Source organism: Herminiimonas sp. (genome assembly GCF_030655415.1).
Genome location: NZ_JAURVN010000010.1, coordinates 111,898 through 133,298, shown reverse-complemented (window position 1 = coordinate 133,298; position 21,401 = coordinate 111,898). Strand labels below are relative to the sequence as shown.

The following is a 21,401-nucleotide window of genomic DNA, read 5'->3' as shown; positions in this document are numbered from 1 at the left end:
CACGTACACAAGCGCATGGTGTGCAGCTTGCATAATTGCACTAGATCACCATCTTGCTGACTTGGTTTATATATTTTTTTGCACATGCTTTAGGGGCAGGAGACAGTTGGACGCTTTTTGAATGCCCTTATTACAATAATTATTAAATGAAAATCTCTTTCTTAAGAATCTGTGCCGTCTGGCGCAGATTCCGTCGTGGTGCGCTAAGACATCACACGGACCATTCGCAGTATTTACCGCAGATTGAATCGCTGATGCGTAGGGCCGATCCCGACGCGTCCTGGCATGCACGCGCCAACTGGATGATTGATCTGGCGGACTGGATACGTCGTGAGCCGAAAGTTTCCTTGCTGGATAACGGCGAATGGCGTCGGGTCAAACATCAGCGCATACGCTTCTTGCTGGATTGGCTGGACGGCAATCGCGAGGTCAAACAAGGCGTGCAGGCAACCTTGCGCAAAACTTTGCGAGAAGCAACCGGGCCTGAATTGTTTTCGGCGACTGGTTTGCCGCGCGAGTCTGCATTCTTTTCTGAATTGTCTGAACGCATGGTGAAGTTGATCTTGCCGCGTCCGGTAGGACAGCAGGATTTGTCGACCTTGTTTACCGCGATGTTCCCCGATGAGTCGGATGCAGAGTGGCTGCTTGAACTTGATTCAAAAACTTTATCACGCTTGTGGAAGCTGGGCGGCGACGATGGGATTGCACATGGCTATCGTCAGCAGATCGACGAGGCCATGTTGTATCTGGTGACGATGGTGATTTCCGTCGGTATCAGTCCTGCGTTTCGCCAGCGCCTGGAACCGCGTATGCCTTTGCTGGCAACACCGTTCATGTCTTTGCGACGTGAGCTGGAAAACTATTTATTCGGCAGCACAAAGGATGAAGCGGGTTTGCGTAGTGTGCGCATGTTGCTGGCGGTATGTCAGGCACAAACCGACAAGATCTACGCGCATCTGGATGAATACGGCGTATCGGTCGGTCTGGTGTATCACGTAGAACGCATGCGCGCGCATCTGGTCAGGATTGCGCGTCTGCTGGATTTGCGCGGCGCGCCACATGCCGAGGCTGGCTCCGGTCAGGTGCAAGCGGTATTGGTTGATTTGATTGTTGCGCATCATCGCCGCTCATCGGTACGTGAGTTGGTGAATCGCAGTTTCTCTTTGCTGGCGCGCAAGATGGTCGAGCGTAATGCCAATCACGGCGAGCATTACATTGCACGCGATCGCAATGAATATCGCGCGATGTTGCGAGCGGCAATGCTGGGTGGCTTTATCACTGCGTTCACTGCGCTGGCGAAACTTGGTATCACCGGCCTCGGCCTTGCACATTTTTTCGAAGGCGTATTCCTGTCGATTAACTTTGCATTGAGCTTCCTGATTATCACCGCGATCGGTGGCGTACTGGCGACCAAGCAACCGGCAGTGACTGCGCCAGCACTAGCAGCGCAAATGGGCGAGCTGGACACAGTGGAAGGCTTGCGTGAATTGCTGGCGCGGATTGCGGCACTGCTGCGTTCACAAGCAGCGGCGGTATTTGGCAATCTGCTGGCAGTGGCGCCCGTGGTAATTATCTTGTCGTTTGCTGCGCTATTTATATTCGGCAAGCCATTGATGGGTCCCGAAAAAGCGCAGGCGACTATCAATTCATTATCGATAGTCGGCGTGACGCCGTTGTTCGCAGCATTCACAGGCATTTTGTTGTGGCTGGCCAGCTTGATGGCGGGTTTTGCCGATAACTGGTTTGCGTTGCGCAGACTGAGAGAGTCAATCGCACATCATCGTCGTTTGGTGCACGCGCTGGGCGCGCATCGCGCGGAGCGTTGGGCGCACTGGCTGGAACACAATGTATCGAGCATAGTCGGTAACGTCTCGCTGGCGATTTTGCTGGGCATGATGCCGGTGATTGCGCAGTTCTTTGGTTTGCCGCTGGACGTGCGCCACGTGACCTTGTCGACTGCAACGCTGGCAGCAGCAGTCAGTAGCCTTGGCTGGGAAGCGATGTTGACGCCACAGTTCTGGCTGGCTTGCGCGGGTATTATCGCCATCGGTTTGGTGAATGTCGGCGTGGCGTTCTCTTGTGCGCTGGCTCTGGCTTTGCGTGCACGCGATGTGCCGAAGCGGGTACGACGGCTGGTGTTCCGCGCCGTGTTACGCCGTTTTACGTTGACGCCATACATTTTCTTCTGGCCGACCAAGCCTGAGAGTCCTGCCGTGATCGAGGCCGAAGAAGCAGCAGATGAGCAAGCCGCCAAAGAGTCAGAGGAACAAGAGCGCGCCGAGAAAAAAATCGTATTTCAGCGAGATGACTGAGCGCAAATCCGCATGGATAAACGCTCAAAAGGCGACTGTCGGATGCTGTACACGCACGGCCATTTGAACGTGGACGCTCCCTATCTCTTAAGGTAGAATCGAGCGGTTTTGGTGTGAAGAAGTAACTTTTTCGCTGCAGAGAGATGTTTTGCTGCGACGCGTTTTACCGAGTTATTTCGCAGGTTTTGCGCAGGTTCGGCGCAGGTTTCGTTTACTCAACCATAGCTATCATGAAAAAACTATTTGCACTTCTCGCGCTCGCGGGTGTGGCCAACTTTGCTGCTGCGGCGGAAGTTGTTGGCGATGCCAAAGCAGCTGTCAACAAGGTTGCGATGTGTATTGGATGCCACGGCATCCCAGGCTACAAGGCGACTTTCCCGGAAGTTTACCAAGTGCCCATGATAGGCGGGCAGTCGGAAAAATACATCGTCAGTGCCTTGAATGCATATAAAAAAGGCGACCGTAATCACCCGTCCATGCGTGGTATTGCGACGAGCATGTCGGATCAGGATATCGCCGACGTTGCCGCTTACTACTCGCAACAGAAATAACGGGAGCCCATATGAAAAAAATTCTCGCATTGGCTGTTGTATCGCTGTCTGCACTGGTCTCGCTGAACGCTACGGCTGACAGCAAGATCGAAGCCGGTAAAGCCGCAGTCGCCAAATACAATTGCGCCTCCTGCCACGGCGCCGATTTCAAGACACCTATCGATCCTGCTTATCCAACACTGGCTGGTCAGCACAAGGATTATCTGAAGCACGCACTGGTTGCCTACAAGCGCGGCAATACAGTGTCGAATGGTCGTAGCAACGCGATCATGGCGCCTTTGGCCAAGCAGTTGTCGAATCAGGATATCGAAAACATTGCTGCGTATTTGCACAGCCTGCCGACAAATCTGGTGCTGCGTAAGTGAGCTAAAAACTTAGATTTAAATGCGAGTAGTTTTCGCAAAGAAAAAGCCACGATACTTCGTGGCTTTTTTATGTTCGTCAGCATTGCAAAAAGTATTCAGCGACGCTTGATGCATTCTATGTAAGCCGCGCCATCCGGCGGCGTGCCATTGCGCTGCGAAGACCAAATCATCTCGCCCAGGCATTCCATGATCTGGTGATGCGCGTCATGTTCGGAGCCTAAACGATGTGCCAAACCAGTGTACGCAGCGCGTATGCCGGGTGGCTGATCGATAGAGATTTGTTCGGCAATCGACAAATGCATGGACAGATGCAGGAAGGGATTAGCCTGGCCAGATTCAACTGAATAATCCTTCGCCAGTGCTGCTTCCACATCCGTTAATTCGTCTGCATATTCGGGATGCTGGATCAACCAGTCGCGCGCGATCGCTTCCAGCGGTGTGAGGATTTCATTCGCACGTTGTTTGCGAAAAGTCTCGCAAAAAAAACGGCGTACATCGTGTTGTGAAGGTGTGAACATGGAAAGAATAAAGGCGCAATAAAATACTGTTCGTTGAACGCAGACCGACATTGTACGTGGCTTGTAGCTGAACTGCAGCGCGTGTTTCGGATAACATACGGTTCTATTGCTTTAGCGCTAATGCCGCGATGCGGCGCATCTTTTGAAATATTTTGAAATCTGAAACGGAAACGACCATGTTGAACCAGGAAGCTCTTGATACGCTCTTCACCCAAGCACATACCAATTCTGTCTGGCTGGACAAGCCTGTCACCAATGGCCAGTTACGTGAAATTTACGAACTGATGAAATGGGCACCGACCTCGATGAATTGTTCACCGACCCGTATTGCCTTCGTCAAGTCGCCAGAAGCGAAAGAGAAGCTGGCGGCATGCGTATCAGCCGGCAATGTACAGAAAATTAAAACGGCACCGATTACAGCGATTATCGGCATGGACATGGCGTTTCCACGCAAGTTGCCGCAGTTGTTCCCGCACATGGATGCGCAGGCAGTATTTGCAGGCAACGACAAACTGATAGAAGAAACAGCATTTCGTAATTCATCCTTGCAGGGCGCGTATTTCATCATGGCGGCGCGAGCGATTGGTCTGGATTGCGGCCCGATGTCGGGTTTTGATGCAGATAAAGTGAACGAGAATTTCTTCGTTGGTACGCAGGTAAAAGCCAATTTCCTGTGCAGCATAGGTTACGGCGATCACGACAAAATCAAGCCGCGTCTGCCGCGCCTGACGTTCGAAGCGAGCTGCGCCATCGTTTTGTAAATTCGTGCTGTACAGTGGAAAAGGAAAAGCGTTTTCAAGAAATGCTTTTCCTAAAAGTCATACGCCTTTGGCAGGCAAAGGCGTCTTCTGTTTGTACTCACACAGATCAGCAATGATGCAGTTCCAGCATTTTGGCGTGCGGGCGATGCAGGTGTAGCGGCCATGCAAAATCAGCCAGTGATGTGCATCTTGCTGAAATTCTGGTGCTACAAATTTCATCAGTTTTTGTTCAACGATATCGACATTTTTACCAGGCGCAAGGCCGGTGCGATTCGATACGCGGAAGATATGGGTATCGACTGCAATCGTCGCTTCCCCGAATGCGGTATTCATCACCACATTGGCGGTCTTGCGGCCTACACCTGGCAAGGCTTCGAGTTCTTCACGCGTGCGCGGTACTTCGCCGCCATGTTCCGCCAGCAAGATCCTGCAAGTTTCAATGACGTTTTTCGCCTTGGTACGAAACAGACCTATGGTTTGAATATAGGGAATCAAGCCTTCGACGCCGAGTGCGTAAATCTTCCTCGGTGTGCCGGCATGCGGATACAGTTTGCGTGTGGCTTTGTTGACGGAAACGTCGGTCGCCTGTGCCGATAGCAGCACGGCAATCAGTAACTGGAATGGCGTTTGATATTCAAGTTCGGTAGTCGGATGTGGATTCGCAGTGCGCAGTCGATTAAAAATTTCACGTCGTTTTTCTGCGTTCATTTAGCGTCTTTCTCTGCTTGTTCTTTTTTCAGCCGTGCGCGTTCTATCGCGGCTTGAATGATGGCTTTCTTGCGCGCCTGTTCAGCTTTCTCTGCATCCGAAATCGGAGTTTCGGATTGCACTTCCTGCAGTTTCGCGGCAGCTTTTGCAGCAAGTCTCGTCTCGTTCTCTTCTTTTTCGCGTTGCAAACGTGCGCTGCGGAAGTCGTGCCGCTCGCGCGCGGCATCGGCTTGTGCCTGTGACCAAGCATCCCAACCAGTTTTGCCAGGAGTGACCTCGATCATCGCGATGCAATCAACTGGACATGGCGCGACGCACAGATCACAACCGGTGCACAGATCGGTGACGATGGTGTGCATCTGCTTGGCAGCACCTACGATGGCATCAACGGGGCACGCTTGTATGCACAAGGTGCAACCGATGCAGATTGCTTCATCAATGAATGCAACCGGACGTGGCCGTTCTACGCCGTTGACCGGATTGATAGGTATGACCTTTTTGCCGAGTACTTTTGCCAGTCGTGCGACGCCTTCAATGCCGCCTGGTGGGCATTGGTTGTAGCTAGCGCTGCCATCGGCCATTGCTTCCGCATACGGACGGCATGCGGGATAGCCGCACTTCGTGCATTGCGTTTGCGGCAGCAGATCTTCAAGCTGATCTGCGAGCGATTTATCGGTGGGTGATGACACGGAGGCGATGCGAAGAATAAAACAGAATTATCGTCTTATACGGGCCTGTGCGCCAAATGGAAAAAGCGCGGATGTGGCTTTGAATTGATATTTTTTACGCGTTGTTAAGTGGTTCAGCTAAGTATCAGCTTCGTATCAGGAATGGTTCGCAATAAAGCTCGTGATTTTCGGACAAATGATCTCGCGCCATTTACGACCGGAGAAGATGCCGTAATGGCCGCATTGCGGCGCGGTAAATTGCTGCTTGTTGGATTTGGCGATGGATGAACACAAGTCTTGTGCCGCATGGGTTTGGCCCGCGCCCGAGATGTCGTCCTTTTCACCTTCGATGGTGAACAGCGCCACGGTTTTGATATCTTGCGGTTTGACCAGCTTGCCTTCGATTTCCCATGTGCCTAGTGGCAGACAGTGTTCCTGAAAAACTGTCTTGATCGTTTCCAGATAATACTCAGCCGGCATATCCAGCACGGCATTGTATTCATCGTAAAACTTGCGATGTTCTTCCGCCGATTCGTTATCGCCTTCGCGCAAGTGTTCATAAAAATCCCAATGACTCTGAGCATGACGGCCCGGATTCATCGCGATGAAACCGGCGTGCTGCAAGAAGCCTGGATAGACCTTGCGGCCAAAGCCAGGATGGTTGGCCGGTACGCTGTAAATGACTTGATTTTCAAACCATGAGTATGGTTTTTCAACCGCCAGATTATTGACTTGGGTTGGCGATTTGCGCGGGTCGATAGGGCCGCCCATCATCGTCATCGACTTCGGCAACTTGGGATCTCTAGCACTGGCCATCAGGGAAATTGCTGCCATCACTGGCACAGTAGGCTGGCATACCGAGATTACATGCAGGTTCGGACCTAGCTTGCGGATGAAGTCCTGAATGTAATAGACGTAATCGTGCAGATGGAAAGGGCCTTCAGTCAGCGGCACCATGCGCGCATCGACCCAATCGGTTACGTAGACATCGTGATCTTGCAGCAGGCTGCGTACGGTATCGCGCAGCAAGGTCGAATGATGGCCGGATAAGGGCGCGACCAGCAAAACGGTAGGTTGCTTCAAGGCTGCGAATTCTTTTGTCGGCAGTGCTTTTTTAAAATGCAGCAAGGTACAGAATGATTTTTCTTCTGCCACTTCTTCAACGATGCGCACAGCCTTGCCGTTGATCTCTACGGTTTCGATGTTGAAGTGCGGTTTTTCGTATTGCTTGCCCAGGCGATACATCAACTCGTATCCGGCCGCGATGCGGTGAGCAAACGGCGTATAGGAAAAAGGCGAGGCAGGATCAGTAAAAAGGCGGGACGATGCTTCGGCCCATTGCATCATTGGATTGAGCAAGTTGCGGTTCAACTCGTGCAATTGGTAAAGCATGGTGGGCCTCTATCGTGAACGATTGTTGCCTTGATTGTGGGTATAAACCCTTTATATTGCAATGCACCATTGATAACTATGGTGATATTTCATTGTAATAAGGTTAATAAATTTCAAATTCAAGCTGTTCTGTCGGATCGCTGCGAATTTTTGGCGTTAAAAAACGCCCTGTGGCAAAACCAGAGAGCGTTTTATCAAGTGCAGCGTAATTTAAGCGATTAGCGCGCCAAATACTGCAATTTGTCAGTCTTGTCTTTCCATTCATCCGCTTCAGGCAAAGGCGCCTTGGTCTTGGTGATGGACGGCCATTCGCGCGACAAATCGACGTTCAGTTTGATGTAATGCTGTTGATCAGCGGGCACATCTTCTTCTGCATAAATCGCGTTGACTGGGCATTCAGCTACGCACACCGCGCAGTCGATGCATTCATCCGGGTCGATAGACAGGAAATTCGGGCCCTCGCGAAAGCAATCCACCGGGCACACGTCTACGCAATCTGTGTAACGGCAAAGTACGCAGGAATCGGTCACTACGTGGGTCATACCAGTCCTAACTAAATATTTGAATGGAGCTGACTGCCCGGATCGCGCATGGAATGCATACGCTGGCGGCAATCGCAAAGCATAGTATTTTAAGGCATATCGCTCTTTCTCACAAATCCCGGTTATACAGATTCCGAATATGTTCATGCGCGATGCATCTGTAGCGGTGCTGGATTTCGGTAATTTGATTACACCCTCAAGTCCTCATGTCCCTTGCTGCCAAGACATATTTTTTCTGGGATAAAATGACTCCCCTTCAATACCGGAGTCACCATGCGTGCACATTTACTCGTTGGCATGCTCGCCTTGGCGCCAGCGCTAGGCAGCGCGGCAGAATTGAATGGCAGCGGATTGTCCGTAATGTGGGGCATTCCATTTGCTGGCTTGCTGTTATCGATAGCCTTATGCCCCTTGTTGACACCTGGTTTTTGGCATCACCATTTTGGAAAATTGACTGTGGCTTGGTCGCTGGCGTTTCTGCTGCCTTGCGCGATTTTCTTTGGTTCTGCCACGGCGATCCACGGTGCCGTGCATGCTTTCGTGGCGGAATTTTTCCCCTTCATTATTTTGATCACGACATTGTTTGTGGTCGCTGGTGGCATTTGCGTGCGCGGTAATTTACACGGCACGCCCGCATTGAATACAGGCTTGCTCGCGATTGGGACGGTGCTCGCCAGTTTTATGGGGACGACAGGCGCTGCGATGCTGTTGATTCGGCCCTTGATACGCGCGAATGACAATCGCAAACATGCGGCGCACATTGTCGTATTCTTTATTTTTTTGGTGGCAAATGCCGGCGGCGCACTGACGCCGCTTGGAGATCCACCGCTATTCCTCGGATTCCTGAAAGGGGTGGATTTTTTCTGGACCGTGCAACATCTTTTCGCGCCCACCATATTTCTATGTACGGCGCTGCTGATTATTTTTTATCTGCTCGATAGTCACTATTATCACAAACGAGAAGAAATCGTCTCGCCGGAACTTGATCCAACACCGGATTCTGCGATTCGCTTCGATGGCAAAATCAATTTTGCCTTGCTCGTAGTTGTAATAGCGCTGGTATTAATGAGTGGCTTCTGGAAGTCCGGCATCGCTTTTACCTTCTTCGGTAATACTGTCGAGTTGCAACATCTGTTGCGTGATGTTTTGTTGATCGTAGTGATTGGATTGTCACTATGGTTGACGCCGAAAAGTGCGCGCAGCGGCAACGAGTTTTCCTGGGGGCCGATCCAGGAAGTCGGAAAATTGTTTGCCGGTATTTTCATTACGATCATTCCCGTGATCGCCATGTTGCGCGCAGGTGAGTCGGGAGCATTTGCATCCATCGTGCGCGCCGTTACAGACGGCAATGGGCAGCCTATTAATGCGATGTATTTTTGGGCGACCGGTATTCTGTCGTCTTTCCTCGATAATGCACCTACTTATTTGGTGTTCTTTAATACGGCAGGCGGCGATGCGACGGTATTGATGACGACATTGTCGGCAACGCTGGCGGCGATTTCTTGCGGTGCCGTATTCATGGGCGCGAATAGCTACATTGGGAATGCACCGAACATGATGGTCAAGGCGATTGCAGAAGAGCGCGGCATCAAGATGCCATCGTTTTTCGGTTACATGGCGTGGTCCTGTGCGATTCTTATCCCCTTGTTCATTTTGATGACTTTTATCTTTTTCATCTGAGGAGACGTATATGAAACAAAAAGTACTCGTCGCACGTGCAACGTTCCCTGATGTGATTGAACGCTTGCAGCAACACTTTGATGTTGAGTCAAATCAGGAAGATAAGATTTTTTCTGCCGCTGAATTGCATGAAAAAATGCAGGGTAAAGATGCGATCGTGATCACGAGTAGCGAGAAGTTGTCTGCTGAAGTGATCGCCGCCAATTCTCATTTGAAGGCAATTTGTAATGTGGCTGTCGGATACAACAACATCGATGTTGCTGCTGCCACCAGCGCCGGCATTATGGTTACGAATACGCCAGATGTGTTGAATGAAACGACCGCCGATTACGCATGGTCTTTGTTGATGGCGAACGCGCGTCGCGTATCTGAGTCTGAACATTATCTGCGTGCCGGCAAGTGGAAGAACTGGCGCTTCGATCAATTCCTTGGAGCTGATGTCCATGGCGCCACGCTTGGTATACTTGGCATGGGCCGCATAGGACAAGCGATCGCACGTCGCTCGATGGGCTTTGACATGAAGGTTATTTATCATAATCGTAGTCGCCTCACGCCAGAGCAGGAAGCACACGCCAACAACGCGCGTTATGTGAGCAAGGAAGAATTATTGCGAGGTGCCGATCATTTGATTCTGGTGTTGCCATATTCGGCACAAACGCATCACATCATTGGTGCGGCAGAACTGGCCTTCATGAAGCCAACTGCGACGCTGGTGAATATTGCGCGCGGCGGGATTGTCGATGACGTTGCCTTGATTGCAGCATTGCGTGAACATCGCATCGCTTCCGCGGGTTTGGATGTTTATGAAAATGAACCGGCTTTCCATCCGGATTTTCTATCCTTGTCGAACGTGGTATTGACGCCGCATATCGGGAGTGGCTCGGAAAAAACACGGCGTGCGATGGCCGATTGCGCATCGACAAATCTGGTTGCGGCATTAAGCGGCAAGCAGCCCCCAAATTTGATTAACACCGAAGTGAAAGCGAAGAACTAAAGATGGCAGATATCAGTATCAAGCAGGAGCATCAACTCCCATTGCAGCAGGCGAAAGACGCGGCGCAAAAAGTGGCCGACAAAATGGCAACAGAATTTGATATGACGACGCAGTGGGATGGCGATGTGCTGTCGTTCAAGCGTAGCGGTGTGGCCGGTACCTTGGCCTTGCGCGATAAAGAAGCTCAGATCGATATCACGCTGGATTTTTTGTTCAAGGCTTTTGCCGGCACATTGCAAGAAAAAGTGGAGCGCAATATGAAGAAGTATTTTGCCGAAGCTGCATAAAGTACATACAAATAAAGAGTCAGAAAAAAGCCCCATATTTTCATACGGGGCTTTTTAATTTCAGCAGACTTGAAAGACCTTATTCAACCTTTTAGGTCATTCACCAGATCGATGTACTGTTGCTTTGCATCGTCTTGAGAAGTCCCTTTCAGATTGTTCCATGCATCCCACTTCGCACGTGCAACAAAATCTGTAATCGCAGGTTGTTCGCCGGCGACATCACCACTACCGGCTTGCTTGAACAGTGCATAAATCTTCAGCAATGTCAGATTGTCCGGACGTTCGGCCAGATTCTTGGAATCGGCTTGTGCTTGATCGAATTGCTCTTGCAGGCTCATGGGATCTCCTGAAAAAATTATTGAGTGAAAAACTGGGAATGAAGCGCGTTGACTAGAGCTCAGACTCCGACTTCAAGCCGAAGTTCTAAGCTCCTTGAACGCACTTGATTTACACGCCCAGCAGTTCGACTTCAAAAATCAGGGTTGCGTTCGGTGGAATTACGCCGCCAGCGCCGCGTGCGCCATAGCCCAACGATGCTGGAATGATCAGGGTGCGGGTGCCGCCGATTTTCATGCCTTGCACGCCTTCGTCCCAACCTTTGATGACATGACCAGCGCCCAATGGGAACTGGAATGGATCATTGCGATCTTTGCTGGAATCGAATTTTGCGCCGGCTGTGCCGTCGTCGTTGCGCAACCAACCGGTGTAATGCACGGTTACGTGATTGCCTGCTACGGCTTCTTCGCCTTCGCCAATAACTTTGTCTTCGTATTGCAAACCGGATGAGGTCGAGGTAGTAGCCATGTTTATTCCTTTGAAAATGAGGTCAGAAAGTGGGCAGATTGTAGCAGGTGATGCGGCATTTTTCAGGCTATGCGCTTTGTCATGATGCACGGACAAACGCTGAAGAATTGCTCACGGTAAAATGAACGCTCTTCGCATAGGCTGGTATCAAGTACAGGTCAATATTAGCGAATTTGATTTTCTAAGGATATTTCTTCATGCGCCCGGTATTGAACGCGTTTGGACGAGCCATATGGTCTCAGCTGCATTTCAAGATGCTATTGCTGAGCGTGCTGCCGTTCGTGTTGTCTGTTGTGGTGTGGGGTTTTGGCCTATGGCTATATCAGCAGCCGATGATAGATGGCTTGCAAAATTATTTTGCCGAGAACGATGGCTTTCGATTCAGCAATGATGTGTTGATGTGGGTCGGCATGGGCGCGTTGAAGACTGTGGTCGTGCCGTTGATCGCGATGTGGATCTTGCTGCCTTTGATGATATTGACGGCTTTGATTTTTGTCGGGGTGATGGCAATGCCGGTGATAGTCAAGCACGTAGGCAGTCGGCAATACAAAGAACTGGAAGTGCGCAAGGGCGGCACGTTCTTCGGTAGTTTGTGGACATCGAGTTCGTCCTTTGTGATCTTCCTCGTACTGTGGATTATTACCCTGCCGCTGTCTTTGATCCCGCCTTTGACCTTTGTGATTCAGCCTGTGCTTTGGGGTTGGTTGACCTATCGCGTGATGGCGTATGACGCCTTGGCCGATCACGCTGACGCCGAGGAACGTAAAACTATTTTGCGCACGCATCGCTGGCAGTTGTTATTGATAGGCGCGATTACTGGTGCGATGGGCGCTGCGCCAACCTTGCTGTGGCTGGGCGGAGCCTTGTCGGTCATCTTTTTCCCAATACTGGCAGCGGGAGCGATCTGGTTGTATGTGCTGGTATTCATCTTCAGCGGCTTATGGTTCCAGCATTACTGCATGGAAGCATTGAAGCAGCATCGTGCAGCAAATGACGAACTGAAACCGAACTGTGAAAATCCGTCACCTATGCTGACGCAAACCGTTGTAACGGATACTTTTACCGATACCGTGTTCGACGAGAAAAAATAGATTCGTATTTTATTTCTGTCACTGATTCCAGTAACTGAACACCTGACACAAGAGGGAAACACATGGCATTCGGACTCATCATTATTGGCGATGAAATTTTGTCAGGCAAACGCGTAGACAAGCATTTTTCAAAAGTAGTTGAATTGCTGAGCGCACGCGGCTTGTCCCTGGAATGGGCAGAAGTTCTCGGCGATGATCGCGGACGAATTATCTCTGCATTAAAACGCACCTTCGCCAACGATGACATCGTATTCAGTTGCGGCGGTATCGGTGCAACGCCTGATGACCACACGCGGCAATGTGCGGCGGCGGCACTTGGTGTGCCCATCGTTTTACATCCTGAAGCCAAGCAGAAAATTCAAGAGCGCATGCAGGAAATGGCGCGCGAAGCGAACGTTCCTTTCGATCTTGAGAAGCCGGAAAATCTGCATCGCCTGAAGATGGGTGAATTCCCGCAAGGTGCAGACATCATCCCCAATCCATACAATAAAATTCCAGGGTTTGCGATCCATCACGGTAACGGTGGTGCGCATTATTTCATGCCGGGTTTTCCGGTGATGGCTTGGCCTATGATTGAATGGATATTGGATACGCACTATGCGCATCTATTCCATCAACAAGCACGCTTTGAAAAGTCGGTACTGGTTTTCCAGTCCATGGAGTCAGCGCTGACACCTTTGATGGAAGCTATTGAAAGCGAATTCCCGCAGGTCAAAGTATTCAGCCTGCCTAGCGTGGGCGATGATCAAACTCGCCGCCATATCGAACTCGGCGTCAAAGGCGAAGCAGTGCAAGCCGCTGCGGCCTTCGATAAATTGATCAGTGAATTAAATTTTCTGAAGGTTGAAGTACAACCTGTTTGAGGTGCTGAGGGCTAAGGCTTAATTCGTTTTTGGGAAGGTCACCACGTGATCTGCCTCTAGCCGTATGCCTATGCGTTCGCCCAGCGCATGATCGTGGTGTGACGGCACCAGCGCAAGCACTTGCTGGCCACTGGCTAATTTCAAGGTATATAAAAATTCTGCACCGCGGAAAGCTTTGCGTACCACTTCTGCCTGCAATGGGCTGCTGTCATCGTGCACCACGTCATCGGCGCGCAGTAGTACATCGACTTGCCCTTGTACGTTTGCATCGCAGCTTTCCATGCCATGACAAAGCGCTAGCGTACCGAGTTCGATATTCACATTCTGTTGTACGGCATCGACAGTGCCGTTCGCGAATACACCCAAGCCGATAAAGTCAGCGACAAAGCGTGTGGCAGGGCGATGATAAAGGTTGTAGGCGCTGTCCCATTGCACGATGGCACCGTTCTGCATCACGCCGATCTGGTCGGCGATGGCAAAGGCTTCGTGTTGATCATGCGTGACCAATACCGCAGTGGTGCCGGTTTCTTTCAGGATGTCGCGCACTTCAGTGGCGAGTCGCTCGCGCAAATCTACATCCAGATTGGAAAATGGTTCATCCAGCAAAAGCAAATCAGGTTGCGGAGCGAGCGCGCGTGCAAGTGCTACGCGTTGTTGCTGACCGCCGGACAATTCATGCGGGAATTTTTTCTCTTGCGAGGTCAAGCCGACCAGGCTCAGTAGTTTCGCGACGCGTGACTGACGTTCCTGCGCAGACAGACCGCGCAAACCGAATGCCAGATTGTCCGCAACCGATAAATGTGGGAATAGCGCGTAATCCTGGAACACGACGCCGACATGGCGCGTCTCCGGCGCTGCGGTGTGCTGCGCGCTACTCAATTCTTTGCCGCCTAAAGTAATGCTGCCGCTGATCAGGGATTCGAATCCTGCAATCGCGCGTAATACCGTCGTTTTGCCGCAGCCGGATTGTCCGAGCAAACAGCCGATTTGTCCGCGTTGCAGTGCGAACGACAAGCCGTGCACGATCTCATGCATGGTCCCGGCTAGCGGATAACCGACGCGGATCGCATCAACCGAAAGATGTGCCGCAGAATCTGGAATTGCTGACATGGTGCATGGTTCCGAAAATATCGCATGGATGAAGAGAGCGATTGATTATAATTCTCATCCAACTTATTGAGAACAGAACAAACGCATGCTTCATTTTATGTCCGCCTGTATCTGCATCACTATGCGTGCGCGTCGTGCTTGACTTGCCTCATCAACGCGGTGCATTGCATCCGCTATTACTCGCCTCACTGCTTATGGCCGTATTGGTAGGCTTACCTATAGTTGGTGTGTTGTCGAATCTGTTTTCATCTTCCGAACTGAATGACAGCGTCAGCAATTTTTCCCATTTGTGGCAAACGGTACTGCCGGAGTACATCACCAACAGCGTGATCATCGCCGTCATCGTTGCGGTGTTGACGGCGGTAATGGGGATAGGTTGTGCCTGGCTGGTTGCGGTATTCAACTTCCCCGGCCGTAAATTTTTTGAATGGGCATTGATAATGCCTTTGGCGATGCCAGCTTATGTCGTCGCCTACGCGTACACGGATTTTCTACAATTTACCGGTCCGGTTCAAACCGCTTTACGCGAGCTGTTTGGTTGGCAAGGTCAGTCTTACTGGTTTCCGCAGATACGTTCTGTTGGTGGCGCGGGCTTTCTATTTTCTTTTGTGTTGTATCCCTATGTTTATCTGTTGGCGCGCAATGCGTTCATAGAGCGCAGCCCGCGAATGCTAGACGCGGCGCGCACTTTGGGAGCGGGGCCGTGGCGCGCATTCTTCCAAGTGAGTTTGCCGCTGGCGCGACCTGCTGCCGCTGCCGGTATTGCGCTGGCCTTGATGGAAACCTTGGCTGATTACGGTGCGGTGGCTTACTTTGGTGTGCCTACGCTGACAACCGGGATTTATAAATCCTGGTACATTTTTTCCGATCGATCTGGCGCGGCACAAATTGCGGCAGTGTTGCTGATTGCAGTCATGGGTTTGATGTGGTTGGAACAAAGGAATCGTGGCAGGGCGCGTTATTACGCAGTCGGTGGGCGCAGTGCAGCGCAGGTGTCGACGCGCCTTCAAGGAAAACAGGCATGGAGTGCGACACTGTTTTGTGCGCTGCCGATACTCTTTGGATTCTTAGCGCCTTTAGTGATTTTGTTACGCTTGTTGTGGAATGCGGATGCAATTTCATTCAGCACGCGTTACTTCGGCTGGCTGCAAAATACAATCACGCTCGGCGCTATCACCGCCATCATTGCAGTGGCGATATGTGTTTTGATGGCGTATGCGGCACGCGTATCGAATAGTAAAGTGCAGGCGCTTTGCAATCGCATCGTCAGCATGGGTTACGCAATACCTGGCGCGGTGATTGCGGTCGGTATTCTGATTCCTCTTGCGTATATCGATGCGTGGAATAGTGAACGCGGAATTACCTGGATACTGAGCGGCAGCGTGATTGCCTTGGTCTATGCGTACCTGGTTAGATTTCTTGCGGTATCTTTTCAAAGCGTACAGGCTGGTCTGATCAAAATTACACCAGCTATGGATGCAAGTGCGCGCAGTTTGGGTCATGGCATTACGTCCATGCTGATGCGTATTCATGTGCCTTTGTTGTGGCGCAGCGTACTGACAGCGGGACTGTTGGTATTCGTCGATGTGGTGAAAGAATTGCCTGCGACCTTGACGATACGCCCATTCAATTTCGATACGCTGGCCGTAATTACGCATCAACTTGCATCCGACGAACGTCTGGGTGAAGCCGCATTGCCGGCATTGACGATTGTGTTGGTGGCGATTTTCCCGGTGGTGATGTTAGCGCGCGCGATTGCCAAAACAAAAAGTTGAATGCCAGCGATTGAGTGCTCAGTATTTAAAGTGGATTGCGAATAAAAAATGCCCCGTTTTATCGGGGCATTTTTACGTGTGCTGCTCGGTCAGCATTTTTACATCACAAGCAACAAACTGACTTAAGCAGACTTGCGGCTGCGTGTCGTGGTTTTTTCTGCTGCGCTAACAAACTGGCTAGCTGCTGCATTCAAATTACCTTCCAAGGTTTCCGCTGCTTGCTTGGCAGTTTTAGAAAACTGGTCGTAGCCAGCATTCGCATTACCGATTGCCGACTTGAGCATCGCAACTGCATTTTCCGAACCTGCCGGTGCGTTCTTGCTCAACTCTTCAACCAGCGACATTACTTTGCGGTTGGCTTCTGCGATTTGTGTTTCAGTGGTCTTCGCAAATTCTGCTTGCGTGCTGGTCGCAATGCTAGCCAGATGGCGGCTGTAGGCAATGGCTTTTTCAGCGTTCGGTTGTGCTTGTGCGCTGGTCAAGGTAAAAAATTCTTGTGGATCTTTTGCTGTCATCAATTGGTGAGCGGTGGCGCTCGATTCTTGCAGTGATGACTTGACGACGTTCAGATTCAGATCGACGATTTTTTGCACGCTCTCGAATGCAGTACTGGCAAAAGAATTCATCACGGCGAGTTGCGCTTCAAACTGATTTTTGGTTGCAGCGGAAAACTGTTCTGGTATTGCAAACATATGTTTCTCCTTTAGTGGTGATACATGATGGTGGTAGGCAAAGCCGTAAATGATGCGATGCAGCATAATCCATTTTATGCTCCTCAGCCCATGTGTCAAGAAAAATATGGTGCGATGCACAAAAGCAATTTTCTGTTTGATTTTATGCAGTTATAAATAGAAATTCTTGAAAAATTTGGGGAATTTGGTTCCAATAAGTCGCCTCTTCAGCTGCGTGATCGCCCGTCGTCGGCAACGAATGCAAGCCCGGCATAAAATGTCGCCTGCTGACGTGCAAATAATTCAGCGCACAGTATTTGTTTGACACGCACACTCCATACTTGCGCGCAGTGTGCACGTCCGAATATGCCAGCCAACCAGAATAGCCATTCAATGATTTCTTCAAACAATAGCGTCAACCATCGATGGTTGGCGCTCATGCCATTTGCCTTTGTACTGATCTGGAGTACCGGCTTCATCGTCGCAAAATTTGGTTTGCCGTATGCGCCACCGTTAACTTTTTTGATGCTGCGTTTTATTGGCGTGTTGCTGTTTTTATTTCCGTTGGTATTGATACTGCGTGCGCCGTGGCCCGTGGGCAGCATGCGGCATATCGCGGTCGCCGGTATATTGGTACAAGCCGGCTATTTGGCTGGTGTGTGGTGCGCCATCAAAATGGGTATGCCTGCAGGCTTATCGGCCTTGATCGTGGGTATGCAGCCAGTGTTGACCGCGTTTGCCGCACCATTGATCGGCGAGAAAGTACGCGGCCGCCAATGGATAGGTTTGATCTTCGGCCTGTGCGGCGTCGCCTTGGTTGTGGCGAACAAAATTACCTTGATCGGTTTGACCTGGCAAAGCATCGCCTTGTGCGTGATGGCTTTGCTGTCGATCACGATAGGGACCATGTATCAAAAACGTCATTGCCCGCATTTCGATTTGCGTACCGGCACCATCATTCAATTCGCCGCATCGAGTGTGGTCGTCTTGCCATTTGCAATCTGGCTGGAAGATTTTTCCCCCGCATTGCAAACAGTGCAGTGGACCTCTAATTTTATCGGCGCTTTGCTGTGGGCAATCCTCGCCTTGTCGATAGGCTCGATATTTTTATTGTTCACGCTGATACGTAAAAGCGCGGCGACGCAAGTCACCAGTCTTCTCTATTTGACGCCACCGACTACGGCATTAATGGCGTGGGCAGCATTTGGTGAAGTCTTTTGTTTGATCGGGATGATTGGCATGTTGCTTGCTGTGATTGGTGTCGTCTTTGTCGTAAAAAAGTAAGCGTAAAAAATGAATGAAGCGACGTTGGGATTAAAAATATTGTTGTTTAGATATTTTTAGTCGCACGAAAATCGCACCAATTATGTGAACAAAAAGTCATCATCAGTTAGAAAGTAGATTAATGAATAGCGCTAACTATCTAATTCTCTTGCACATTTCGCGATATTTGCTAAACTGCAAGTCAACTTTTCTGTACTAATTGGGAGACTCGCAGATGCTTAAATCCGCGCTAGGGCTATTTTTTTCGCTACTTGTCATTGTTCACGCCCCTATTGCGCAGGCTAAAGAGCCGAGCACCTCAGCAACCAAAAAGACAGTCGTAAAGAAATCCACCGTCACAAAATCTACCGCCAAGAAAACCACGGCGAACAAGACGACAGCAAACAAGACGACGAGCAAAAAGACAGCGTCGAAAAATGCAGTTGCAAAATCATCAGCGCAAGCCAGCAAGACTTCTTCCAAATCAAGTAAATCCGCGAAGCGTGGGACATCGAAGCAACGTGAAAACGTATCGCTTAATTCCGACGAAAAACTGGTAAAGAAAACCGTCGTTGTACGTGGCAAACAAAAAGTCATTTACCAACGCGTCGCGAAACCAGTTGTACCTATCGTCCCACCTGTGATGACCGCTGGCGATATCGCCGGCTTGAGCATGACGCGCGACCATTTGGCTTTGGCATCGAACGTGGCTTTGGTATTGGATCAATCCAACTCGGAAGTATTGTTTGAAAAAAATGCGAATGTAACGTTGCCGATTGCATCGATCACTAAACTGATGACAGGTTTGGTTGTAGTCGAAGCGCAGCAAGACATGAATGAAATATTGGAAGTAACGGACGAAGACATCGATCGCGAGAAAAACAGTTCTTCGCGCTTGCGTGTCGGTTCGCAATTGTCACGTGCAAACATGTTGCACATTGCATTGATGAGTTCGGAAAACCGTGCAGCGTCCGCTCTCGGTCGTCACTATCCTGGTGGCATACGCGCCTTCGTTGGTGCTATGAATGCCAAGGCAAAATCACTTGGCATGACAGGTACGCATTATGTAGATTCTACCGGCTTGTCGAGCAATAACGTCGCAAGCGCACGCGATCTGGCGAAGCTGGTTATTGCTGCATATAACCAACCAATTTTGCGCCAATATTCAACAGATACGAAATATGTAGTGGAGCCTGGTGGACGTTCCCTTCAATACGCGAACTCGAATCGTTTGGTAGCAAATCCTGATTGGGAAATCGGTATCCAAAAAACTGGTTACATCTCGGAAGCTGGTCGCTGCCTCGTCATGCAAACAAATATCAATGGCCGTCCTGTCGTCATGATCTTTCTTGATTCCAAAGGCAAGTATTCACGTTTGGCCGATGCGACACGCATACGTAAATGGCTGGAAACGATGGAACCGCAAAACGTCGCGCGCAAGCAGCGGGCTGTCGAGAGTTAAGCAATATCGAATATGAAAAAAGGCGAACCGAGGTTCGCCTTTTTTATTGTAGTCGCGTTAAACGCATGCTTCATCCGCGTTCAACTAAAAGTACAGAGTTTTATCTCTTTGTAGGATTAGTTGCTGCGACAGTTTCGGTATAACCCAGTGCGGCGGAAATTTCTTTCGCCGTGATCATCAAATCTTCCAGCCATTCATCCTCCAGCCTGTCGGCCGGTGCGGATATCGACAAGCCGGCGATCAGTTTGCCGGTATCGTCATGAATGCCAGCGGCCATGCAACGTACCCCTAATTCCAGCTCTTCGTTATCGCGTGCGTAACCGTGGGCACGTACCAGCTTCAGTTCGCCTTCCAGCTTTGCCAAATCGGTGATCGAATTTTTGTTATGGCCGGCCAAGCCGGTGCGCACTGCGTAGGCATGCACCGTTCGCGCCTCATCGACCGACAGGAATAGCTTGCCCGTTGAGGTCAGATGCAAAGGCGCGCGGCCGCCAACTGCACGCACCACTTGCATGCCTGAGCGTTCAGAGAAAGCGCGGTCTATGTAAATAATCTCGTCGTTTTGACGAACCGACAAATTGACGGTTTGATTGGTTTTGCGATGCAGGTGGCGCATCAGATCCAGTGCAGCTTCACGCACGCTCAAGCGACTTTTGACGATATTGCCGAGCTCCAGCAAGCGCATACCCAAGCGATATGTTCCAGGCTCCGAGCGATCGACAAAACGCTTGATGACGAGGTCATTCAAAATACGATGCGCGGTCGACGGATGCAAACCGGTGACGCGGGAAAGTTCTTTCAAGCTGACTGGATCAGGGTAAGTGGCAAGTGCGTCCAGCAGCGAAGTCATGCGTTCTATGACTTGAATTGATGTTTTGTCGGTCTCTGCAGTGTTATTCGTTTTCATGTTTTCTTATGTGCATCGCAGTGCTGACTTTATATCACATTGTGAAAGATGAAAGAAGTTTGCTTGTTAAAACGCCCATACTCAGGCTCATGAGTAGGGTTAAATTGGCTCTGTTGCCTGAGGTATTAACGGGATATTCACAGCGTAAATGACATCATCAACAATAGTTAACATGCAGCTTGTCTCTACTCTTTATGAGCCTGATAATTCAGGCTCTTCCCACGCCATACATTCAGCCCATCAATCCGATTGAAATCGAATGAACAATCCAGAACAAACAATCAGTGAATTCAAAAGTAAAAGTGGCTTGAAGCGCATTTTTTCTGCATTCGGTTATTCGATGGCTGGTTTTAAATCGGCATGGTGCAGCGAACATGCATTTCGTCAGGAATTGTTTGTCGTCGTGATCGCGACGATCGCGGCTTTCTTGTTACCGGTTCCTGCCTGGCAAAAGCTATTACTGATCGCAGTGTTTGTGCTGGTGCTGATAGTCGAATTGATCAACTCGGCGATTGAAGCGGTGGTTGATAGGGTCTCGCTGGAGCGCAATCCATTATCGAAGAATGCCAAAGACTTTGGTAGCGCGGCCGTCTTGTTGACGTTTTTGCTGGCTGTAGCCACCTGGCTGGTTATTCTCTGGCCCTTGTTTTCAGGCACATGAATTAATCCGATATTAG

24 protein-coding genes are annotated in these 21,401 nt (G+C 50.3%); 13 read left to right on the top strand and 11 right to left on the bottom strand.

What is annotated here, in order from left to right; all coding sequences use genetic code 11:
* Positions 1-146: 146 nt before the first annotated feature.
* From Q7T66_RS08360 to Q7T66_RS08350, 3 genes are all read left to right on the top strand, one after another.
* Positions 147-2,312, top strand: coding sequence for a site-specific recombinase (locus tag Q7T66_RS08360; protein ID WP_304932875.1), 2,166 nt, complete (start codon positions 147-149; stop codon positions 2,310-2,312).
* Between the two features lie 230 nt (positions 2,313-2,542).
* Entirely contained in the window at positions 2,543-2,863 is a 321-nt protein-coding gene (locus tag Q7T66_RS08355) for a cytochrome c (RefSeq protein ID WP_304932874.1), read from the top strand.
* An 11-nt stretch (positions 2,864-2,874) separates the two neighbouring features.
* Positions 2,875-3,228, top strand: a complete 354-nt coding sequence (locus Q7T66_RS08350) for a cytochrome c (protein ID WP_304932873.1) — start codon at positions 2,875-2,877, stop codon at positions 3,226-3,228.
* Positions 3,229-3,323: 95 nt separating this feature from the next.
* On the opposite strand, the gene Q7T66_RS08345 is transcribed toward Q7T66_RS08350, so the two are convergent.
* Positions 3,324-3,746, bottom strand: a complete 423-nt coding sequence (locus tag Q7T66_RS08345) for a DUF1841 family protein (RefSeq protein WP_304932872.1) — start codon at positions 3,744-3,746, stop codon at positions 3,324-3,326.
* 152 nt (positions 3,747-3,898) lie between these two features.
* On the opposite strand from Q7T66_RS08345, the gene Q7T66_RS08340 reads away from it, so the two are divergent.
* A complete protein-coding gene (locus Q7T66_RS08340) occupies positions 3,899-4,507 on the top strand; it encodes a malonic semialdehyde reductase (RefSeq protein ID WP_304932871.1) in 609 nt (202 codons plus the stop codon).
* Between the two features lie 57 nt (positions 4,508-4,564).
* On the opposite strand, the gene nth is transcribed toward Q7T66_RS08340, so the two are convergent.
* The 4 genes from nth to fdxA form a co-directional block, all read right to left on the bottom strand.
* On the bottom strand, positions 4,565-5,215 hold the full coding sequence (gene nth / locus Q7T66_RS08335) for an endonuclease III (protein WP_304932870.1): 651 nt from the start codon (positions 5,213-5,215) through the stop codon (positions 4,565-4,567).
* Entirely contained in the window at positions 5,212-5,913 is a 702-nt protein-coding gene (gene rsxB / locus Q7T66_RS08330) for an electron transport complex subunit RsxB (protein ID WP_304932896.1), read from the bottom strand. The genes nth and rsxB overlap by 4 nt, the downstream gene beginning before the upstream one ends.
* A 126-nt stretch (positions 5,914-6,039) precedes the next feature.
* Positions 6,040-7,275, bottom strand: coding sequence for a polyhydroxyalkanoate depolymerase (locus Q7T66_RS08325; RefSeq protein WP_304932869.1), 1,236 nt, complete (start codon positions 7,273-7,275; stop codon positions 6,040-6,042).
* 218 nt (positions 7,276-7,493) lie between these two features.
* Complete coding sequence (gene fdxA, locus Q7T66_RS08320; protein ID WP_304932868.1) at positions 7,494-7,817, bottom strand: ferredoxin FdxA; 324 nt, start codon at positions 7,815-7,817, stop codon at positions 7,494-7,496.
* 273 nt (positions 7,818-8,090) lie between these two features.
* On the opposite strand from fdxA, the gene Q7T66_RS08315 reads away from it, so the two are divergent.
* From Q7T66_RS08315 to Q7T66_RS08305, 3 genes are read left to right on the top strand one after another with little or no spacing between them, the layout of a single operon-like run.
* On the top strand, positions 8,091-9,497 hold the full coding sequence (locus Q7T66_RS08315) for a sodium:proton antiporter (RefSeq protein WP_304932867.1): 1,407 nt from the start codon (positions 8,091-8,093) through the stop codon (positions 9,495-9,497).
* A gap of 10 nt (positions 9,498-9,507) precedes the next feature.
* Positions 9,508-10,491, top strand: a complete 984-nt coding sequence (locus Q7T66_RS08310) for a D-glycerate dehydrogenase (protein WP_304932866.1) — start codon at positions 9,508-9,510, stop codon at positions 10,489-10,491.
* A 2-nt stretch (positions 10,492-10,493) separates the two neighbouring features.
* Complete coding sequence (locus Q7T66_RS08305) at positions 10,494-10,778, top strand: polyhydroxyalkanoic acid system family protein (protein WP_304932865.1); 285 nt, start codon at positions 10,494-10,496, stop codon at positions 10,776-10,778.
* A gap of 83 nt (positions 10,779-10,861) precedes the next feature.
* On the opposite strand, the gene Q7T66_RS08300 is transcribed toward Q7T66_RS08305, so the two are convergent.
* Positions 10,862-11,116 carry an acyl-CoA-binding protein gene (locus tag Q7T66_RS08300; RefSeq protein ID WP_304932864.1) on the bottom strand — a complete coding sequence of 85 codons (255 nt, stop codon included), beginning with the start codon at positions 11,114-11,116 and terminating at the stop codon, positions 10,862-10,864.
* A gap of 109 nt (positions 11,117-11,225) precedes the next feature.
* Entirely contained in the window at positions 11,226-11,582 is a 357-nt protein-coding gene (locus Q7T66_RS08295) for an FKBP-type peptidyl-prolyl cis-trans isomerase (RefSeq protein WP_304932863.1), read from the bottom strand.
* 197 nt (positions 11,583-11,779) lie between these two features.
* Between Q7T66_RS08295 and Q7T66_RS08290 the strand changes: the two genes are divergently transcribed.
* Together Q7T66_RS08290 and Q7T66_RS08285 are read left to right on the top strand one after the other, a co-directional pair.
* The gene (locus Q7T66_RS08290; protein WP_304932862.1) at positions 11,780-12,673 is read left to right on the top strand and encodes an EI24 domain-containing protein; all 894 of its coding nucleotides are present in this window, start codon (positions 11,780-11,782) and stop codon (positions 12,671-12,673) included.
* Between the two features lie 62 nt (positions 12,674-12,735).
* The gene (locus Q7T66_RS08285; protein WP_304932861.1) at positions 12,736-13,536 is read left to right on the top strand and encodes a molybdopterin-binding protein; all 801 of its coding nucleotides are present in this window, start codon (positions 12,736-12,738) and stop codon (positions 13,534-13,536) included.
* Between the two features lie 18 nt (positions 13,537-13,554).
* Here the strand turns inward: Q7T66_RS08285 and Q7T66_RS08280 are convergent, their stop codons facing one another.
* Positions 13,555-14,646 (bottom strand): ABC transporter ATP-binding protein, encoded by a 1,092-nt coding sequence (locus tag Q7T66_RS08280; protein ID WP_370691628.1) that lies wholly within the window; start codon positions 14,644-14,646, stop codon positions 13,555-13,557.
* A gap of 134 nt (positions 14,647-14,780) precedes the next feature.
* On the opposite strand from Q7T66_RS08280, the gene Q7T66_RS08275 reads away from it, so the two are divergent.
* Complete coding sequence (locus tag Q7T66_RS08275; protein WP_370691627.1) at positions 14,781-16,421, top strand: ABC transporter permease; 1,641 nt, start codon at positions 14,781-14,783, stop codon at positions 16,419-16,421.
* Positions 16,422-16,543: 122 nt separating this feature from the next.
* Here Q7T66_RS08275 and phaP read toward each other — a convergent pair whose 3' ends face one another.
* Together phaP and Q7T66_RS08265 are read right to left on the bottom strand one after the other, a co-directional pair.
* Positions 16,544-17,113: a TIGR01841 family phasin gene (gene phaP / locus Q7T66_RS08270; RefSeq protein ID WP_304932860.1), complete on the bottom strand. Its 570-nt coding sequence runs from the start codon at positions 17,111-17,113 to the stop codon at positions 16,544-16,546.
* Between the two features lie 206 nt (positions 17,114-17,319).
* Positions 17,320-17,532 carry a hypothetical protein gene (locus Q7T66_RS08265; RefSeq protein WP_304932899.1) on the bottom strand — a complete coding sequence of 71 codons (213 nt, stop codon included), beginning with the start codon at positions 17,530-17,532 and terminating at the stop codon, positions 17,320-17,322.
* On the opposite strand from Q7T66_RS08265, the gene Q7T66_RS08260 reads away from it, so the two are divergent.
* Both Q7T66_RS08260 and pbpG read left to right on the top strand, forming a co-directional pair.
* Entirely contained in the window at positions 17,531-18,376 is an 846-nt protein-coding gene (locus Q7T66_RS08260) for a DMT family transporter (protein ID WP_370691626.1), read from the top strand. The genes Q7T66_RS08265 and Q7T66_RS08260 overlap by 2 nt on opposite strands.
* Before the next feature lie 214 nt (positions 18,377-18,590).
* The gene (gene pbpG / locus Q7T66_RS08255) at positions 18,591-19,817 is read left to right on the top strand and encodes a D-alanyl-D-alanine endopeptidase (RefSeq protein WP_304932858.1); all 1,227 of its coding nucleotides are present in this window, start codon (positions 18,591-18,593) and stop codon (positions 19,815-19,817) included.
* A 100-nt stretch (positions 19,818-19,917) separates the two neighbouring features.
* On the opposite strand, the gene Q7T66_RS08250 is transcribed toward pbpG, so the two are convergent.
* Positions 19,918-20,724: an IclR family transcriptional regulator gene (locus Q7T66_RS08250; RefSeq protein WP_304932857.1), complete on the bottom strand. Its 807-nt coding sequence runs from the start codon at positions 20,722-20,724 to the stop codon at positions 19,918-19,920.
* Between the two features lie 259 nt (positions 20,725-20,983).
* Between Q7T66_RS08250 and Q7T66_RS08245 the strand changes: the two genes are divergently transcribed.
* Complete coding sequence (locus Q7T66_RS08245) at positions 20,984-21,385, top strand: diacylglycerol kinase (protein WP_304932856.1); 402 nt, start codon at positions 20,984-20,986, stop codon at positions 21,383-21,385.
* Positions 21,386-21,401 lie beyond the last annotated feature (16 nt).

Coding starts and splice junctions, on each gene's coding strand:
- Q7T66_RS08360 (WP_304932875.1), top strand. CDS start 147: ATGAAAATCTCTTTCTTAAGAATCTGTGCCGTCTGGCGCAGATTCCGT.
- Q7T66_RS08355 (WP_304932874.1), top strand. CDS start 2,543: ATGAAAAAACTATTTGCACTTCTCGCGCTCGCGGGTGTGGCCAACTTT.
- Q7T66_RS08350 (WP_304932873.1), top strand. CDS start 2,875: ATGAAAAAAATTCTCGCATTGGCTGTTGTATCGCTGTCTGCACTGGTC.
- Q7T66_RS08345 (WP_304932872.1), bottom strand. CDS start 3,746: ATGTTCACACCTTCACAACACGATGTACGCCGTTTTTTTTGCGAGACT.
- nth (WP_304932870.1), bottom strand. CDS start 5,215: ATGAACGCAGAAAAACGACGTGAAATTTTTAATCGACTGCGCACTGCG.
- Q7T66_RS08325 (WP_304932869.1), bottom strand. CDS start 7,275: ATGCTTTACCAATTGCACGAGTTGAACCGCAACTTGCTCAATCCAATG.
- fdxA (WP_304932868.1), bottom strand. CDS start 7,817: ATGACCCACGTAGTGACCGATTCCTGCGTACTTTGCCGTTACACAGAT.
- Q7T66_RS08315 (WP_304932867.1), top strand. CDS start 8,091: ATGCGTGCACATTTACTCGTTGGCATGCTCGCCTTGGCGCCAGCGCTA.
- Q7T66_RS08310 (WP_304932866.1), top strand. CDS start 9,508: ATGAAACAAAAAGTACTCGTCGCACGTGCAACGTTCCCTGATGTGATT.
- Q7T66_RS08305 (WP_304932865.1), top strand. CDS start 10,494: ATGGCAGATATCAGTATCAAGCAGGAGCATCAACTCCCATTGCAGCAG.
- Q7T66_RS08300 (WP_304932864.1), bottom strand. CDS start 11,116: ATGAGCCTGCAAGAGCAATTCGATCAAGCACAAGCCGATTCCAAGAAT.
- Q7T66_RS08295 (WP_304932863.1), bottom strand. CDS start 11,582: ATGGCTACTACCTCGACCTCATCCGGTTTGCAATACGAAGACAAAGTT.
- Q7T66_RS08290 (WP_304932862.1), top strand. CDS start 11,780: ATGCGCCCGGTATTGAACGCGTTTGGACGAGCCATATGGTCTCAGCTG.
- Q7T66_RS08285 (WP_304932861.1), top strand. CDS start 12,736: ATGGCATTCGGACTCATCATTATTGGCGATGAAATTTTGTCAGGCAAA.
- Q7T66_RS08280 (WP_370691628.1), bottom strand. CDS start 14,646: ATGTCAGCAATTCCAGATTCTGCGGCACATCTTTCGGTTGATGCGATC.
- phaP (WP_304932860.1), bottom strand. CDS start 17,113: ATGTTTGCAATACCAGAACAGTTTTCCGCTGCAACCAAAAATCAGTTT.
- Q7T66_RS08260 (WP_370691626.1), top strand. CDS start 17,531: ATGCCATTTGCCTTTGTACTGATCTGGAGTACCGGCTTCATCGTCGCA.
- Q7T66_RS08265 (WP_304932899.1), bottom strand. CDS start 17,532: ATGAGCGCCAACCATCGATGGTTGACGCTATTGTTTGAAGAAATCATT.
- pbpG (WP_304932858.1), top strand. CDS start 18,591: ATGCTTAAATCCGCGCTAGGGCTATTTTTTTCGCTACTTGTCATTGTT.
- Q7T66_RS08250 (WP_304932857.1), bottom strand. CDS start 20,724: ATGAAAACGAATAACACTGCAGAGACCGACAAAACATCAATTCAAGTC.
- Q7T66_RS08245 (WP_304932856.1), top strand. CDS start 20,984: ATGAACAATCCAGAACAAACAATCAGTGAATTCAAAAGTAAAAGTGGC.